The organism is Rhodopirellula sp. UH5 (assembly GCF_056839225.1).
Genome location: NZ_CM166390.1, coordinates 2,742,413 through 2,760,866, shown reverse-complemented (window position 1 = coordinate 2,760,866; position 18,454 = coordinate 2,742,413). Strand labels below are relative to the sequence as shown.

At 56.6% G+C, this 18,454-nt stretch carries 5 protein-coding genes and 1 tRNA gene; 3 read left to right on the top strand and 3 right to left on the bottom strand.

Annotated elements, in window-relative coordinates; translation table 11 throughout:
- Positions 1-41 precede the first annotated feature (41 nt).
- A complete protein-coding gene (gene truB / locus UH5x_RS09880) occupies positions 42-1,088 on the top strand; it encodes a tRNA pseudouridine(55) synthase TruB (protein WP_482635563.1) in 1,047 nt (348 codons plus the stop codon).
- A 76-nt stretch (positions 1,089-1,164) separates the two neighbouring features.
- Positions 1,165-2,211 (top strand): DUF3500 domain-containing protein, encoded by a 1,047-nt coding sequence (locus tag UH5x_RS09875; RefSeq protein WP_482635562.1) that lies wholly within the window; start codon positions 1,165-1,167, stop codon positions 2,209-2,211.
- Between the two features lie 202 nt (positions 2,212-2,413).
- Here UH5x_RS09875 and UH5x_RS09870 read toward each other — a convergent pair.
- Together UH5x_RS09870 and UH5x_RS09865 are read right to left on the bottom strand one after the other, a co-directional pair.
- Positions 2,414-2,498: transfer RNA gene (locus tag UH5x_RS09870), tRNA-Leu, on the bottom strand.
- Between the two features lie 344 nt (positions 2,499-2,842).
- A complete protein-coding gene (locus tag UH5x_RS09865; RefSeq protein WP_482635561.1) occupies positions 2,843-4,168 on the bottom strand; it encodes an outer membrane protein assembly factor BamB family protein in 1,326 nt (441 codons plus the stop codon).
- Positions 4,169-4,312: 144 nt separating this feature from the next.
- Between UH5x_RS09865 and UH5x_RS09860 the strand changes: the two genes are divergently transcribed.
- The gene (locus UH5x_RS09860) at positions 4,313-6,067 is read left to right on the top strand and encodes a metallophosphoesterase (RefSeq protein ID WP_482635560.1); all 1,755 of its coding nucleotides are present in this window, start codon (positions 4,313-4,315) and stop codon (positions 6,065-6,067) included.
- Positions 6,068-6,096: 29 nt separating this feature from the next.
- Here the strand turns inward: UH5x_RS09860 and UH5x_RS09855 are convergent, their stop codons facing one another.
- Positions 6,097-18,303, bottom strand: a complete 12,207-nt coding sequence (locus UH5x_RS09855; protein WP_482635559.1) for a GEVED domain-containing protein — start codon at positions 18,301-18,303, stop codon at positions 6,097-6,099.
- Between the last annotated feature and the right edge of the window lie 151 nt (positions 18,304-18,454).

The following is an 18,454-nucleotide window of genomic DNA, read 5'->3' as shown; positions in this document are numbered from 1 at the left end:
GTTTCATTTTTTGTTTTCATTCCTTGAATGGACGTTTTTCCATGGACCCCAATGGTGAGCATTCCCCGCTTGGTTTTTTGCCTTGCTACAAACCGCCGGGGGCCACCTCTCGAGACCTGGTCAACCGTGCTCAGCGTCGGCTGCGCGCCGAATTCGGTCTTCGCAAATTGAAAGTCGGGCACACGGGAACGCTGGATCCGTTGGCGGAAGGGTTGGTGCTGCTGGCGATTGGATCGGCCACACGTTTGACCCCTTGGGTACTTCAACACGGCAAGCGATACCTTGCTGATTTTCAGCTGGGGGTGTCCAGCGAGTCCGGTGACTTGGAATCGGAATTGGTCACACAAGCCGATGCAACGTTGCCAAGTGCCGTTGAAATCGAGCGAGTGCTGGAAGATTTTCATGGTGTGGTGGAGCAGACCCCGCCGGCTCATTCGGCCATCAAGGTCGATGGGGAACGGGCGCACAAGCGAGTTCGTCGCGGGGAAGACTTTGAAATGCCCAAGCGTCGGATCCTGATCGATTCGGTGAAGCTGGTCTCGTACGAACCGCCGATGATGCGTTTGGATGTTCGTTGTGGCTCGGGAACTTACCTGCGGACACTTGGGATGGATGTCGCGGCGGCCTGCGGATGTGCCGCGGTGATGACGAAGTTGGTTCGCACCGAGGTCGGGCGTTTCAGCTTGAGCGACACACTCGATTGCGAGTTCATGTTCGACGACACAGACCGCGAAAAAGCATCTCCCCAGCCCATGCTGGAGTTCATGCGTCCCTCTGTGGAAGGCCTGGCCCACCTCCCAGCCATCGATTTGGACGCCCAGCAAATCGGAATGCTGCACGCAGGGATTCGGATCGCAGGCACCCCGCAGGCACCGGCCGAACCGTTGCCGGAGGAATGGACTCGCTGCATCGACCAGGTCGACACCTTCGATCGAAACACCAGCGTTTCCGATTGCATCGGAGTCGATCGCTCGTCCGATTCGTCCGGCCCATGGGGGGAATTGGTCGCGATTCTTCGGCCGCATGGAAAATTGTGGCACCCGTTGAGAGTGTTTCCGTCGGCAGAATCAATTACCCTACGTGGCTGAAAGCCCGCCTTGCCGGATTCCCTCCTCTCCGAGCAACCATTGCTCGGCGATTCCCTCCCTCTGTCATCGACCCGCCATGAACAAGATTCGTTTTGCTTTGCTGTCCCTTACCGCCGTTGCTGCTTTGGGGCTGGCGGGTTGGAAATTGGCCGCCTCGCCCGCTGAACAAATGCAGACGTTCGCTGTCGCGTTCGTGGAAACGCTGACGCCGGATCAAAAAGCAAATGCTGTGTTGGCGTTTGATTCGCCCAAGCGAGTTGGCTGGCACTTCATTCCGATGAAGGAACGCAAGGGGCTGATGCTCGAGCAGATGAACGATGCACAGCGAACCGCCGCTCTGCGTCTTCTCCGTTCGGCACTCAGTGAAGCTGGCTACAGCAAAGCCAACCGGATCATGTTGTTGGAAGAAGTCCTCAACGAAATGGAAGCCGGCAAAGGGGCTTGGGAACGCAACCCGCAACGTTACTACGTGACATTGTTCGGTGACATCACAGAAAAAGGCGAAGACGCGAGTTGGGGCTTGTCCTTTGAAGGGCACCACCTGTCGCTGAACTTCGTTTGTCGGGGCGGGAAGGTCGTTGATTCCACGCCTCAGTTCATGGCGACCAATCCAGCCGTGGTGAAGAACGAAACCAGTGTGACGTTGGGCAAGGGAACTGCCGTTCTGAACCAAGAGGAACAGCTCGCGTTCAAACTGGTCAAGTCACTGGATTCCAAGCAGCTCAAAGTCGCACTCATCGCAGAAGAAGCTCTCGCTGAGATTCGCTTTGCCGGTGAACCACAACCGACGGTGGGAGAACCGGAAGGGATCGCCTATTCCAGTTTGAATCCTGACCAACAAAAACAACTGCGTGACGTGGTGGATTTGTATGTCAGTGTCGCACCGGAAAAAGTCGCTGCTGAACGAACGCAGCAAATCGAAACGGACGGTTGGAACAACGTTCACTTCGCCTGGGCGGGTGCTCTCGAACCTGGCATCGGCCACTACTACCGAGTGCGAGGCAAGCGGTTCTTGATCGAATTCGTGAACACGCAAGCCGACCCGGCTGGCAACCCCGCCAACCACATCCACTGTGTCTACCGAGACTTGTCGGGCGACTTTGATCTGCCCATCGCTCCCTGAGCGAACTCAGGCACCCAGAGAGCTCGTTCCGTCAATGGGCTCGCTAGGATCCTGTCTGGGTCAGCGAATCAACTCAAGCCGTTCTGGCGTCAGCGCTCACGCCGAAGCGGCTTTTTTCGTAGAAGTTTGAGCCGGGCCCATCTCCGACTGAACGCTGCCAAACAGAGCGTCTCACAATCGGTTCCGCGACGTCGCAGAGAAGTACCCAGGGCGGGACTCGAACCCGCAAGGACTAAACGTCCGGGGGATTTTAAGTCCCCTGTGTCTGCCAATTCCACCACCTGGGCAGGTGCTGTTTTTCAGTGCCTTCGTGTTTCGGCCGGTTGGTCGGTCTGCTTTTCCCTCTCAGCGAGGCTGACGCGGGATGCATTGGTCGCGTGACAGTGCCGGCCAATCTCGCGGCGATTGTAGCCGGAACATCTGGGATCTGACCAGGGAACTGGTGCCGGAAGTGCTAGTGGTCTCTCACAGCTAAAAGTGAGGGTTGATCGTAGTGGACGAGGCCACGAGTCCTTGGATTTGACGCCAGTTCAGGACTCGTGGCCTCGTCCACTACCCTAAAAACAAGTCCTTACAGACCACTAGCTGCCAAAGCTGGTTTCAGGCACTTTGTGATCCTGGGACAGGCCACTCATTCGTTTGCGGTGGGCTCCGCGAATGCCCAGAGTGCTTTGTCGGTGCGGATGAGCACTTCGCGATCGGTGATGACCACGGAAGCGTTGCTGGGTTCGTCCAGTTCGTTTTCCGCTACCAGTTGCAAACGCTCGCGGTCAGGGCGGAAGACGGTGGTGGTGCCCGATTTGGTGAGCAAGTACATCAACCCGTCTTGCGTTTGAGTGATGCTGGACCAAGTCCCACCGCTACCAACGCGAGCTTTCCAAAGTTCTTCGCCGGTCGCACTGTCCAAGCAACTCAGCACGCCGCCTAGCCCACAAACGTAGATCAGCCCGTCGTGGGCAACGCCGGTGCCGAGCCACCCGCTGTCTTTGGGTTTGTGCCAGAGCCGATGCGTTTGGGTGACATCGCCTCGGCCGCCGGCCGTGACGGCGAGGGACGCGCCGCCGTACCCGCCCAACGCCACGATGACTCCCTCGGAGAGCACAGGCGACGCGTAGGCAAGGGGGGCCGCATTACCGCAGGTCCACAGCAACTCGCCGGTCTCGGGATCATATCCACTGACACGTCTCGGCAGCACTGCGACCAGTTCCCAGTGGCCGTTTGCTTGCACCATGATGGGCGTGTTCCAGGAACCGCGGAGGCGTTCGCTGCGTTCTTTGTCGCTTTGGAAGTCGTTGGCATTGCCATCATTCTCTGGGCCGCTGAGTTGGCGTTCGGATTCATCGTCGAGCGAGTCACGCTGCCAGCGAGTTTCCCCAGTGTGTTTGTCAACGGCGATCAGGAATTCACGGTTGCCAGGACCGAAGTTGAGAATGCATAAATCTTGATGCAGAATCGGAGAGGAACCATAGCCCCACATGTGTTCTTGGCGTCCCAGGTCACGATGCCATAGTTGATTGCCATCGAGGTCCCAGCAGACCAGCCCAGCGGAACCGAACCAAGCGATCACGCGCTCGCCATCGGTGACAGGAGAAGCGGAGCAATACGGATTGGTTTGATGGCTGGCTTCGCTCTCGGTGTAGGTGACGCCGCGTCGCCACTTTTCTTTTCCAGTCTCTCGATCGAAGCAAAGGATGGCGCGCTGATTCGATTCCGTGAGTGGTTGGGTGACGAACACCAGGTCTTCCCACACGATCGGTGTTGAGTTGCCGGGCTCGGGCAATTCGGTTCGCCACTTCACGTTGGTGTCAGGGCCCCACTGCGCCACGCTTTGGGTGGCGGACGTTTTTCCGGACCCGTCCGGGCCTCGCCATTGCGGCCAATTGAGATCGCCACTGTTCCCCGTCGAGGCAATGGCAAGGCCGATCGTGATGGTCGTGAATATTCGCAGGATTTTCATGTCACTGGTGGTCAGGTGGTCACATGTGAATGGGGGCGGAGGCACTATAACTTACCCGGAGGGCGAGGCCATGCGTTCCCTTGCTCCGTTCACCGGGGGGCGAATTGGTTGCCTTCCTCTCTCACTGTCTTGCAGAATCACCTCATGATTTCTCCAACGATCTCAAACCGTTTGTTTTTCTCGGCAATTGTTTTCAATTGCTGCATCACTTCGTTCCTTTCGGCGGACACCAAGGGGGCCGAGCCACCGGTGCTGACGGCGGTTGTGATTGAGGTTGCGGATCCTTGGACCGGACAAGTTGGGCTGCAGGCTGGTTTGGAAGCGGCAGGGTTTGAAGTTGCGACGATCGACTTGCAACAGAACACCTTGCCGGTGACTGATTTGATCGCCGTCGGGTCGTTCGCCAGCGAGGAAGCCGCGGTCCGAAAGTGGCTGAAAAACAACCGCAAGTTGTTGGGCGAACGTGTCGCGGCGGGAGCTGTCTTGTTGGAGCTAACGCAGGCTGACCAAACCGAATCATCGATCGCTTTCTTGCCAGATTCCCTTTCCGCTTCACGCACCGATCGGGATGGCAACCCTGTGATCGTGCATGCTCCGCAGCATCCGCTGCTGCAGCGATTGCCTCGCGATTCATCGGCGGAGGATCGTCTGTTGTTGCCGAACCATCATCGGGCTGGATCGTGGGAAACGCTTCGTGATCAGCAAGGTTTTGCGGTGTTGGCGGCGATTGGGAAATCCACTCGCGACCCCGTGCTGTTGGAAGCGTCTCATGGTGAGGGACGCATTGTTTTGACATCCCTGTTTTTCGATAAATGGCAATCGCCCGACGGAAAGACCGTTGCACCAGCCCGTTTTGTGGATGCCTCGAAGAGCTTCTTCCGTGGACTGCAGGACTACGTTCGGATGGTTCAGGATCAACGTGCTCCCGCGGTGGACCCCAGCCCTTCGTACCAAGTGCCGGAACCGTTGCCGTTCGTGGAGGGGTCCGCAACCATTGTTGCTCTGCCCGACACCCAGATTTACAGCCAACACTATCCGCAGCACTTTCTGGCTCAAACCCGTTGGATTCGCCAGCACCTGAAAGACCGCAACATCGTCGCGGTTTTTCATGAGGGTGACATCACCAACCGCAACACGCCCGAACAATGGGAAAACGCACAGCAAGCGATGGACGAGTTGTTCGGCCATGTTCCGGTGATCGCAGCCCCTGGCAACCATGACATGGGTCCAGGCGGAAACGGAGCGACGCACGAATCCTTGATGAGTGATTACTTGGACGAGCCACGGTTTGCACTTCATCCTTCCTTCCAGGGCACCATGGACCCGGGGAAGACGGAGAACAACTACAGCTTGTTTGAAACGGACCATGCCAAGTGGATTGGGATTGCGTTGGAATGGGCACCTCGTGATCGCGCTGTGAAATGGGCGGATCAGTTGTTGAATGAACACCCTGATCGATTGGCCGTGATCGTGACGCATGCTTACATGTACTACGACGAAACCAAGTACGACTGGAAACGCACGCAGTCGCAAACCTGGAGTCCGTACAAGTACGGCGTTGCTGACAGTCCAGAAGGAATCAATGACGCAGGCGATCTTTGGACGAAGCTGATCAGCGACCATCCCAATGTCATGATGGTGCTTTCAGGTCATGTGCTCAACGACGGCGCGGGGTTGCTGAGTGAGAAGGCGCCACAGGGCAACCTCGTTCACCAGATGCTGGCGAATTATCAAATGCTGCACGAAGGTGGTGACGGTTGGATGCGACTGATCGAACTGCTTCCCGATGGCAAGTCCATCCAAGTCCGCACTTACTCGCCAGTGTTTGACCAGTACAACACCGACCCTGAGCACCAGTTCACACTTCCCTTGGTCGTCGGTTCGCCAACCGTGGATTGAGTGCGATCGCATCGCTGGTCAGTGAATCATCACAAGATATCTTGTTCCAGCGGATTGCTCTGCGAAAACAGTTCGTCGACCGCTCGCCAGTTTTCGTCGGAGACCGATTCTTCGACCGAAGGATCGGATGGAGTTGTTGTCGAGAGTCGTTGACGAATGACAAGATCCGTGCTCAGCAGGTCGGCGGCAGCAAATCGCGGCTTCTGTTTCCATGCGTCGAACGCGAGCATCGGCTCCTCTGGAGGAATGGAAGCGAGGGGAGGTTGTTCGGCAGGTCCCATCGGGACTGCGAGTTGAGATCCCTGGCTGGCATTCTCAAGGGGCTCTCCACCGGCTGAGACCGCGTTGAGTTCGTTGATGACTCGCAGAGCATCGAGTGCGGATACAACGCCATCGCCGCTGGTGTCATAGTAAGAGACCATGCTTTCTGACAAGGAAGCCGGATCAATCAATCGTCCGTCGGAACTGGAGAAGTCCTGAGAGTTCAACTCGTTGATGATTCGCAATGCGTCGGACGCACGCACGACCCCGTCGTTTGTCACGTCGTTGAGGCGAATGAAATTCTGCCAAGGCCGCGCCGAACTGACAACGATGGATGCGTTTCCACTCTGGTTTGCTGCTGTCAGTTGGAAGACGCCACTCGTCATGACTGGATCGGTCATCCGCCACTCATCCGCGTCGGCGAACAGCACTCGATCCTCCACGCCAATCATGACTTGCATTGGCAATGAGTCCATGGACCACTTTCGTGCCAAGATCGCATCAATGGTCGCGGAACTGGGGTCGCCGTGGGTCAGGTCCAGCGTCACGCGGCCCTGGGCGGCCTGCGTGGCCACGTTGGTCAGGTCGATCGATCCACCAATACCGCTGACGTTCACACTGGAACCATCCGCGAAGACGCCAAACTGAATCTGATTGGCAGCCACTGTATGTTCCGCTGCCAACATCAAATTGATTGCTTCGGGCGTCACGAGTGGGCGGTAGTCGATCGTCCCGACTTGGTCGCTTGGAGCCTCGAACACGGTCAGTGTTCCGGAAACCAATCTGACAAGATCCGGATCCAGGAACAGCGAAGTGTCTGACGCACCGGGTTGCACCACGACTGTCGGAGAGGTCGCACCGCTGATCAACTCGACGGAATAGTCTTCGACTTCCCCATCCGCGGCGGCACCGGTGGGCAGTTCACTGCCGAGGGACGAGAGGCGGAACCGAGCATAGGAAGTCCCCGATGAAGCTCCGGCTGGAACCTGATAGCTGAGCAATGTGTCACCCGAATCAACGGCAGCACCACTGATGATTCTCTCGCCAGGATCATCCCAATCACCGTCGCGATTGAAATCCAACCAGGCATCCACGATTCCCGCCCCCGAGCTATGCACGCGAACACTGGAAACGCTTAGCCTGTCCATCGTTGCGACGGGATCGACCAAGAAATCGACGCCATCGTCGTCCGTGTCGCCTTCCGCATTCAGGCTTGCAGTCCCATCGCCTTCACCACCGACAGCGTCTCCAAAAAACAGACTGCCAACTCCGTGACTCGCTCCGTTTTGAGTTGTGGTCACTGGGTAGTCCGAGGCAAATCCAGACTGTGTTTGCGAAGGCGCGTCGCCGAAGTCCCTTGATACTGGGAGCACGTTGAGCGTGGTCGTCTTGACGGTGGTTTTAAACTGGGCAGTGTCATCAGGAATGAACAAGACCGAAAGCGTTTGGTCACTGCCGATATTCAATGAGGTGCCGAGCGTAGGCGTGTAGACGAACGTGCCGGGGGTCGGCGATGTTGCGTTCAGCTGAACCGCGCTGAGCAAGGTGCCAGCCACAACGTCCGCAGGAGTCGGCCACGTGATGACAGGAACGCTTGGGGGCAAGACGTCGATTTGTACAGTCACTGTCACTTGTTCGTAGTTGATCGTATCAGTCGGCGTGAATGTCACTCGGAGGATACGGTCCGAACCAGCGCTCAGAATTGTTCCACTGGCCGGCGTGTAGACAAAGCTGCCTGGAATGTCGGCAGTCGCGTTGAGTTGGCCGGTTCCCAGTGCCGTGCCAGCCAAGATCTCTTCTGGATCGGCCCAAGCAACGACGGGCGTATGCTTGGCAGTGCTGACCGTCGCGGTTGCAGTGCTGAAATTGCCGCTACGATCCGTTGATGTGAACACGATCGTTGTCATTCCATTGGGCAGCACCGATGGGGCGTCATGGACGATGGCGGGAAATTCGTCCACCAAATCACTCGCCCGCGGATCGATCATTTCCAAGGCGTCGCTCAGCGATTGCCCGGCGGCAAGCGTGATCGCGTCCCTTGCCAGTGTGATTGTTGGCGCGGTGGTATCCACGACCGAGATCTGCCGTTCGGCATATCCGACATTGCCAAAATAGTCGATCGCTTGAAATAGGACGTGTGTCTCGCCCAACGGCAAGGTGTGGTTGGGAAACAAGAAAGATTGTCCCGCTGCGCTAGCAATGACAATCGGGTTGGGATCGGAGTCGTCGGTCGCGGTCGCCGTCAGTGCCGAAACGCTGATGCCACTCGGACCGGTCGCTTCATAGGTTGCCGGAATTGCAGTGAACGTCGGTATGTTGTATTCATCGACAGCGTAACCGATGTCACGCAGGATTGCCTTTTCAACCGCGCTATGATCGAGCGGGCGTAAACCCGTAAGCAAGCCTGCGGCCATCAGGGAGTCGACGTAGGAGCGATCGAGATGACGACCGCTTTGTCCTTCCACCCAGGTCGGTGGCGAATAGATTGGAATTGGACCATTGGCTCCGCCCAAGCCCGACGGTCCCGAGCTGACTTGGCCGTGAAAATAAAGTCCTCCATCGGGCGTTCCGCCACCGGTGGCGTCCCGACCGCCTGTACTGATTCTATTCCACAACTCCTGATCAAGTTGGAAGGTCGTGGGATCGATCAGCATATGTCCGTTTTTGTCGCCCAGATGGCGATCAAACTCGGTCCACACGCGACCGTTTCCGGCATCGCTCGTGTTGCTGACACGATTGGATCCATCTTGCTGAATATTGGAGTCAAAATCAAACAGGTGCGTCAGTTCGTGCAACAAGAATGACACCGTATCAATCGCAGTACCTGGATTTGCCGCCAACACTTCACCATTCCATTCGAACGTGAACGAGCTGGCTGAGGATGGGAAGGTAACATCCAACGTCACGTCTGGGGCGTCGCCGTTAAGATCGCGACCGGAAGCCAGCTTTTCCGCTGCGACACTACGAATGAAACCGGGACCATCGATCTCGTATTCGGGATCAATCTCAACTTTCGGCACCATGCCCTCGGACGATCGCACGAGGACATCGAGTTTCACGTCCGGAGTTAAAAAATTGAACAGTAGTAGCTGTGTAAACGATGCTGCGTATTCAATGTCTTGTTTATACCCACCGCCCTCTACCGGATCGTTGAATCCAAGGGCGTTTGTCGCGTCGTATATAAAATTAAACGGATTGTTCTGATAATCGAGCTGAGCGCCAATATTCACCCTGTCCGAGATCGTGGAACCACCAGAATCGGTGACGATGACCTGATAGTCCCCGGTTTCGTTTTGCAGCAGTCGTGGAAATTCCAACGTCGCCTTGTTCGCACCGAGCAGGTAGCCATCGACAGTCGTATCCTCATGAATGATCCACTGATACTGCAACGGATCCTTGCCGGTGGCCGTGACTGCTAAACTACCTTCGTGATTGAAAGTGCCGACCGCATCGGAGGGCGGGGTTGTGATATTCGGTGGATCGATCAGCGTGATCGCAAAGGCGATTGGTAGCGACGTGTCGGTGCCGCCATTGGCGGTGCCACCATCATCCTGGACGCTGACAGTGAACCGTGCGCGACCCACTGCGTTGGGTTTCGGTGTGTAGGTCAAGTTGCCCGCAACATCTACCGTTGGCAAGACTTCAAATAGGTCCGCATCCATGGTGGAGACGGTGTAGGCTCGAATCGACTGGGACGATTCATCGGCAGGACCGGGAACAAATTCACTGGCCCAACCTTCCACGGTCTGCTGCCCATTGTCACTATCGACCACAGGTGGATCGATAGCCATGAACGACGGCGCATCGTTTCTCGCAGTGACATTGATCGTGAACGTTTGCGGTGCGGACACTCCCGAGCCGCCGGCATCGTCCCGTGCTACAACCACAAACGAACTCGACCCCGATGTATTTGCCGCCGCGGTGTACGTCAACAGTCCTTCCGCGTCGATCATCGGCGGAACCACAAACAAAGAACGGCGACTGAGTTGGGAGACGGAGAAGCCTTGGATCGTTTGATCAGCTTCAATGGCATCGGCAGTAGTAATGAACTCAAAACTCTGCGGTCCCGCATCCTCGCTCACCGCTGGCGGGGCTACCGCAGTAAACGTCGGCGGCAAATTCCCAGCTAAGGTGACGCGAACGGGATGATCGGCGTTGAGGATAAAGCCATTGGACGAGACACCAGTCACACGAATATCGCTCACACCGCTGATGCCTAACCCTTGGAACTCAATGGTGGCCAGTTTCGTCGGCATACTTGAATCCGCAGGCCAATCGCCTAGGAAGTTGCTCCATGACAGGATGATCGTGTTGTCGGTTCGTAAATCACCGTCCGACACCACCTCCCATTCAGAGTTGTTTGCATTCGCATCATTGACCAAACCATCACCCTGCAAGAACGGAACTCCACTGAAGGCAACTCGGTCGGAATCAAAATGGATTTCGAGCAGGAGCGCCGTCGGTACCGTCGTACTTGCATCGACGTTGTATTGCACGTCGATGGTGAACTTCTCCCCGAGCGTTAAATCTGTATCCGAAGGCGGGATCATTACCACTTGACCGGGCAACTGCCGTGGATCACCAATCACGGTTGTCAGCGTGGAAGGTGGAACGTCACCGTCATGGATTTCTTGGGTGGTTGCCGTTGATCCAAGATCGGCTAGGACCTTCACTGTCAAATTGGGAACCGGGGTCCCAGGGCCGCTCAGCACCAGGCCAACATTCAAGTCCAGATTCGGCTTGGTTTGATTGATCGGATCGAGGGCATGCAGTGACACCATGGGGCGTGGGTAGAGTTCAAACGTCGTGACTCCACTCGGCAACACGAATGCCGTGCTCATCGAAATCTCATACCACTGCGAGGTGGCTGGGACAAACAGATCGAAATCGATGTCCGTCCCCGAGTTCGCATCCGTATGGTCGATCAGTGCGTTCCCACCAGCGCCACCATCGAAATGCAATTCAGTCACCGTCTGTCCAGCCGGGGCATGGAACTCATAGCCGACCGCCGCGGGAACGAGCACAAACAACGGCTCTTCGACGCCCAACGACTGAGTTCGATTCTCGTTTTCCAAACGCTCAGCCAGATCATCGATCTCCGGTGACAGTGGATCACTGAGGAACTTCCGCAGTTCCGCCGGCACATCGATCTGGCGGGCAGGCGTCCCCGCGGCTCGGGTGCGAACGAGCGTGCGGGAGTTGGGATCACTCTCGTCGATCAGGTAGGTATCCTCGAATTGCACCGCTTTCCCGAACTCGGTCAAATCATAAACACCGGTTCCGTTGTTGAAGGCGGCCCAGGCGGGTGCGTACGGCGAGGAGCCGACCACGGCATCGCCGTCGACACCAAACTGCGGCACGTCGAGCCGATCCGAGAACGACAGCACATCATCGGCATAGGTTTGATTCAACGCGGGACTGGACCCACCATCGATGAAGGCGCGAATATCCGCAGGCAAGGTTCGCTCGCTCGATGGTGAGAGCACCAATCCGGCCGTCAACGCCGCTTGAGTGGTGGCCGTGGCACCGATTCCCGAGAAATGTCGCAGGATCAAAACACCATCAATGCTGGACTGCACGACCCCATCGCCGTCAACATCCAAACGACCTCGCGACTGCAAGTCTTGCAGGTAGGCAAGAACTTCCGGTGCTGTGGCTCGTGTCGCAGCACTGGAGACGACATCGGCGGACGTGATCCCATCAATCAATGCCGCGCCGGTTGTTCCATCCATGAACCTTGCTATCAACGTGCCATCAGTCGTGGGTGAAAGTTTTCCATCTCCATCAATGTCGAGTGCGAAGTCGGTGTCGCGAACGAATGCATTGGACCTTGCTTCAAACGCGGCTTGCGTCGCCGCAGTCAACAACTTCGAGGCGTGTTCGCCCGTTGGAGTCAATGGTTCACCGCCTTCGACGGTGGCGGTGACGTTTCGTAGCGAACCATTGGCAAACTCAACCCCAAAGACCGCTTCGCTGCCGAGCAGATTTTCAAAACCACTCAGACGCCACGACTCGGGGCCTATGCCGGTTTGGAAGGTGCTGCCCGCCGCATCGACGACGAATGCGCTCTGCAAGTTCCCATCGCCATCGAGCAACTCCAAGGTCAGCCCCGCGTAGGGCGGGCGAATCAACAAAGTGTCGCTTCCTTGCGTTTGGAACCTGACGTCGGTGTGAAGAACTCCATCGGGACCAATCAACGGTACTGAAAAATAGGTCGTTTGATTGTCAACGGGATCGACCTGGGTACTGGCGCCGGAGGTCAACAAGTAGGCGCCACCCGGTGTCTTGCCATCTCGCACCGAACCTGGACTCTCAGAGTCGAGATCAAAGCCAGCGAGCACCGTTTTGGTGGAGGGCAAGTTGAAGGTCGATGCAAAGATGGATCCGATATCAAACGAATCGAGCAGCGTATGCGAATCCCGGTACAATGGCCCCAAATCGATGAGGTCCGTGTCGAATGCCGACAATTTCAGTTTCAAGATTTCCAGCAATCCCTGGATGTCAATGTCCAGTCCGAGATCGTTCGAGAAACGATTGCCGAGAGTCACGGACGGCGTCACACGAACATCGGACTTGCCGTTGGAGTCCACGCGAATTTCTGTGCCCGGCATGAAGCTGATGGACCCTCCCGATGCGACTGCTTGCGCTGAGGCGTTCTTGCCGACGAACACATCAATCGTCCCACTGCCGGAAAATGTGAAATCGAATCCGGGCTGGTGCTGGGCGTCGAAGAAGGGTTCGACCGAGACACTTTGCTTCACTGCCAGTCGAGGAGTGATGACGTAGGAGACGGTGGTGGCAGCAACATCGATGGGCCCCGCGGACAAATTATAGGTTCCCAGGGGACCGATCGCACCGACGTCGACCGAGAGAGCCGCCAGTTGACGTTTGGCATCGAGTTCCGAGCCGAGTCCGAAGTCGTCTGTAGTCGCAGACAACCGGTGTTGAGCGTTGTCAAACTCCTGATCAGTCAATTGAATATCGGGAACAGTCAGCGCGAGGCTGCCGAGTGGTTTCTCGACACCCAGGCTGACACCGCCAGCTCCAACGCTGCCACCGACGCTGAGTTGGGCTTCAACGCCCAACAAGTCTTCGGCTTGGCCGAACGAAACTGTCAATCCAACACCGCCACCGGACTTATCCCCCGGATCCTTTTGTGAAGCACGTTTCTCGTCACTGATCGCTTCGCGAATGGTTTGGTTGTGGTCACCCGGTTTCCCTTGTGCCTGATCGATCTCGGCTTGACGTCTTCTCTCGCGAGCGTCGGCGATCTGTTCGGATTGACTCTTGCCATCCCCGACATCGATACTTCCCAAACTACTGAGGTCCAGTCCAGCGACCACGATGTTGCCATCGAATGCCGGTGGGTTCATTCCACCTTCGCTGTCAGACGTCAATCCATCGGGACCCGTGAAAAGTCGATTGCCATTGTCATCTTCGAGTTGGCGGTTGATCGAGAACAGTGGAATCGTTTCGTTGACACCAATTGGCAACGTGCCGCTGGCACAGGCCACGACGCATCCGGTGCCGCTGAGCGTGGCATTGAATTCAAACACCAAGTCCGCGTACGCACTAATCCGGGGCGAAACGGTGTACAGACTGCCGTCGGTCAATTCGGTGCCCGTGCCGATGACAAACACGTCGGGCGAGGTTTCATTGATCGAATAGGCAAAAACACCGTCATAGAATGTGTCGACCGAGCCTGAATTGACATAGTAACCGTACTCGAAGCCAATCCGTCCACTCACGTCTGCCTTGGCGTCGGCCCCCCACTTCGTGCCGAACAACGGATCGGAATAGATCCCCGGTCCGACATTAAACGTTTTATCGAATTCCAGGCCGAGGAAACCCGGCTCCTTGGGAAGGCTGCTGTTGGGACGACCGTCATCGATGCCCTGACCAAACACCAACGCGTCTCCGCTCCCAAACTGGCTGGCACCGCGAATCTCACTGGTGAAATCGATGGTCCGAATCTGGCTTGATTCGTACGCGCCGATATCACCAAACTCATTGTCTGCACCAGCCTGATCAAAGATCGACGCCGCTTGATCCGTCACGGGGAAGCCGCGTTGATCCAACAGTCCTTGACGAACACCATTGTCGATCGCGTTGCTGGTTGGACCGAAGGCAATGGTACTGGTTCGACCACCATTCTCCGCTAGAGACGAGAGGTTGGGATCTTCTTTTCGAATCAGGTTTGCATTGACTACCTGAGATGACGCGCCAGCGATTCCAGATTGGCCACCAAAGTCTGGGATGATGCTCGATTCGGTGACACGCAATTGCCCGTTGAAGCTGTCCAGTGGGCGATAAATCGGCGGAAGTTGGAACTGCGTTGCTGGCGCAGCGTGAATAAAAACTTGCTCGCCAATGGTCGCGTTGGCGTTTTCAGTCGGTGCCAGAGTATTGTCGGCAACGATGGTATTGCTCAAAACGGTGGGACCATCGAGAAATATCCCGGGTCCATGCCTGAGCGGACCGACCAAATGATTGTCAGCGATCGTGGAGTCGCGAATCACGGGGGGCCGGCCACCGAATACGAATGCACCGCCACCAAACGCCGATTCACTGCCAGTCGCCGTGTTGCCAGCGATGGTGCTGCTAAGGATCGTGAATGACCCACCGGGTTGAGCTACACCATCGAACGAATTGCGAAGGTCGATGGCGACTCCACCACCGAGCGATTGCACGTCGTCAGCGATGTTGCCAGAGATTGTGGATCGTTCGATCAAGACTGAATTGAAGTTCTGGGCGGTTGCGTAGATGCCACCGCCAACGGCCGTGTCGTCACCGCCGTTCACCACCGCGTTGTGGAAGATGGTCGTGTCAAAAACACTCAGCTCGGCCAAAGACCGAATCGCGCCACCACCACCACCGTTGGATGTATTTTCGCTGAACGAGCTACGTCGAACGGTGAGGCTGGAGGAGAATCCGGATCGATGCTGGGCACTGTAAATCGCGCCGCCTTCGCCGAGCGCGCCGTTTCCAACCAATTCCGCATCGATGATCGTCAACGGTGCTTCGCTATAGATGCCGCCACCCCGATGACGATCGCCGCCCGCACCGCCAACGAACCTGCCAGCGGTGTTGGCATTGATTTTCACGTTGGGGCCAACGTGCAACGAACTATTCTGGAGGGTCCTGGACAGCACATTGGCGATCGCTCCGCCATCGGTATCGGACTGGTTGCTGAATATTTCACTGTCTCGAATCGCCATCGTTCCAGTGTTCAAGATCGCGCCGCCACCTGCACTCAGAAACAGAACCGAGTCTAAAAAATCGCGGCCGTCGTCAACAGCTCGATTGTCGTGGAAATGGACGTTGTGGAGCGTCGTATCGCCCGCGTTGAACAACGCTCCACCTCCAGCGCCGATTGAGATGGTATCAAACGTGGTCAGGCTATCGATCCCATGGCCATTGATCAGAGACAGACCTGAGATCGTCACGGTCGCGCGAGGACCAATCTCAATCATCCGTGTTTGATCGTTGCCACTGATTTGCAGCAAATCGTAGCCCGGCCCACTGAGTTCCAAATCGAAATTGATTTGCAAAGGTGACGCCAGCACGATGGTTGACGTGACGGTGGCGTCGGTCTCGATGAGCGAAGACGCAAAGCGGATGCCATTCGCATCGGACGATCGGTTGGCGATCCCAATCGCTTCACGCAGCGAAAGATCGCCAAACGAATAGTCTCCGTCGTCTTCGTCAGTCAGTGTGGAAACGACCAGTTCTTGGGAAGTGAAGATCGGACGCAGTTGATTTTCATAAGCACCGATATCCACCGATCGTTCCAATTGTCCCTCGACTTGACCGAGAACATCGACACGCACAAAGGGCAACCCACGCTGGTCCGATTGCAGGGCGTCTTGGTAGGGAGTGTCGTCCGGGATGATCGGCTGGCCTGTTGACGGATCAAAGTGAATTCCCTCGCTGGCCGATGGCAAGAACGGCGTCCCCGCATCGAGCGCAGGACTGTTCAGCTTCAGGGCATGGACGGCGGGGCGTTTGATCTGGAGACCGGTTTGGAACAACGGCAGTTGTGGTTGCCTTCCCAAGTTGTCCGCCAGGTCGCGAAACAGGATCCGATCGAGGTCCAGCGGATTTCCGATCGCATCTCCGACTTGATTATTCATGTCCGGGTCCGCACCCGGTGCAGCGACATCGATCAGTCCACCGGCGGTGTTGGGATCGCCGATCAAGTTATAGCGACTCTCGTTCACAAGAATCGGCTGAGACGACAACAATTCAATGTCACTCGGTGCGACCAACTGCACCGCATCGACGTCACGAATCGTGTTGCCTGCGACGATCGAATTGACCAGTTTCGTGGCCGGTGAGCCGACAACTTCCTTGAGTGCCAAGCCGCCGCCAGATCCCACCAAGTCAGCATCGGCGTCAGCTTGATTGAGCACAATCGTGTTGTTGATCAGCGTCAGGTTGCTGTCAAACGGACTGAGCAATGCGGGATCCGATCGCAATCTCGCCTTTTGATTGTCACTGTAGCGAGAATCGTTGTCGACGCCAATCGTGATGGGATCGTAATGGATACCGCCACCCGATTCATCAGCGAGATTGCCAGAGATCGTTGTGTTACTGACGGTTGTCCGCGGGCCGTTGGTACCGATGGAATCCGTGATCACTCGTCGCGCCGCGATGGCACCACCGTCCTTCGCCGCCGTGTTGTCGCGCAGCGTGCTCGACGTCACGTTGATGGTGCCGCCGCGATTATCGATCCCGCCGCCAATGGGAGCCACGTTGGATGAAACGGTGCTATCAAAGAGTGTGAAACGGCTATCTTGACTCGGTAAGACGATATCGCTCGAGAAGGGATCGCGAAACAAACCCGACTGCTCGAGGACCGCGACTCCGCCGCCAGATTTCCATGCCACATTTCCATCAATCAAACTCTCGCGAACGATCACGCTGCTGTCGGCAACATAGACTCCACCGCCGACATCGGCGGTGTTGTTCGCAATGACAGATCCATCGATTGAGACGGGAACTTTTGGGGCAAGGGAGTCGAACGAACCAAGATAAATACCACCGCCGCTCGAATCACCCGTGGGACTGTCCGTGGCAATGTTTTCTTCAATCGTGCTGCGGGCAATCACCAGTTGCCCACCGGTATTGGAAATCCCGCCACCATCGAACGCTCGATTCCCGCGGATCACAGAATCTTCGATCACGACGGAGGGCACATTCCTCCCACCTGTGATGGAGACATTGATTCCGCCGCCGTTGGACGGTTGTGTCACGTCACCGACAAAGCCATTGTCTTCGATGATGCTGTTGCGAACCGTCAGCGCTCCTTGGGTATGAAAAATACCACCGCCATGGTTGCCCTCAATGCGCACGTCGTCCAGCGTGGTGTTGACGGATTCGTAAACCGTCCCCGAGTAGTTGCTGGGAGGTGCCACGCGAGGCCGAATCGCTCGGTATTGACTACCGGATAAACGAATGCCGGAAATGCTGACCACATCTTCGGTGATGAAAATGTTTTCGGCACCACCAGCATCAATCGTCAACAAGTCGGCCCCAGGACCGACAATCGAGACGCTGCCCCCATCGGCGATGAACGGGTCGGTGTTCGTGAAGCTACCGTCAACGAACAATGCTCCCTGAGGGACTCGGGACGACACCAATTCCAAATGTTGCTCGGGCTTCAACGTGATCGTTTGACCACCTTCGGCAAACAGTGAATCAGCGAAGCGGATGATGTCCAATTCTTCACCCGGCGGCAAATGCGAAGGACGAGAGTTGTCGAAGGAAGCTGCCAAGAGTGCTTCTCGAAGCGTCACCCGTCCGGCCAAGTCTGCGGCGTCGTCAACGTCATCGGACAGACTGTTGACAACGTAGGTCGCCAGCAGATCGCGTTTTTCAAGCTGTTCGATCCGAAACGGGCGTCGGCGTCTCCGCGAGAGGAGACGCGACGATTTGGAGCGATCGAATCGAGTGCTGAAAGTTCGTGCGGACATGGTCTGCGGCGCCAAAGTTCGTGGAGCGAATCGTTTCTCGAGCAACGTCGTCAGGGAACCCAAGGCACCGTTCGATGACGCTCAATTCCCCCCCTCTGCAAAGTGTTTCGAAAGGGCGCCACAGAAAAGTTTGCGAACCGTCCAACATCCA

What these genes read in the sequence shown, in the direction of transcription:
- truB (WP_482635563.1), top strand. Translation starts at nt 42, where the DNA reads ATGGACCCCAATGGTGAGCATTCCCCGCTTGGTTTTTTGCCTTGCTAC.
- UH5x_RS09875 (WP_482635562.1), top strand. Translation starts at nt 1,165, where the DNA reads ATGAACAAGATTCGTTTTGCTTTGCTGTCCCTTACCGCCGTTGCTGCT.
- UH5x_RS09865 (WP_482635561.1), bottom strand. Translation starts at nt 4,168, where the DNA reads ATGAAAATCCTGCGAATATTCACGACCATCACGATCGGCCTTGCCATT.
- UH5x_RS09860 (WP_482635560.1), top strand. Translation starts at nt 4,313, where the DNA reads ATGATTTCTCCAACGATCTCAAACCGTTTGTTTTTCTCGGCAATTGTT.
- UH5x_RS09855 (WP_482635559.1), bottom strand. Translation starts at nt 18,303, where the DNA reads ATGTCCGCACGAACTTTCAGCACTCGATTCGATCGCTCCAAATCGTCG.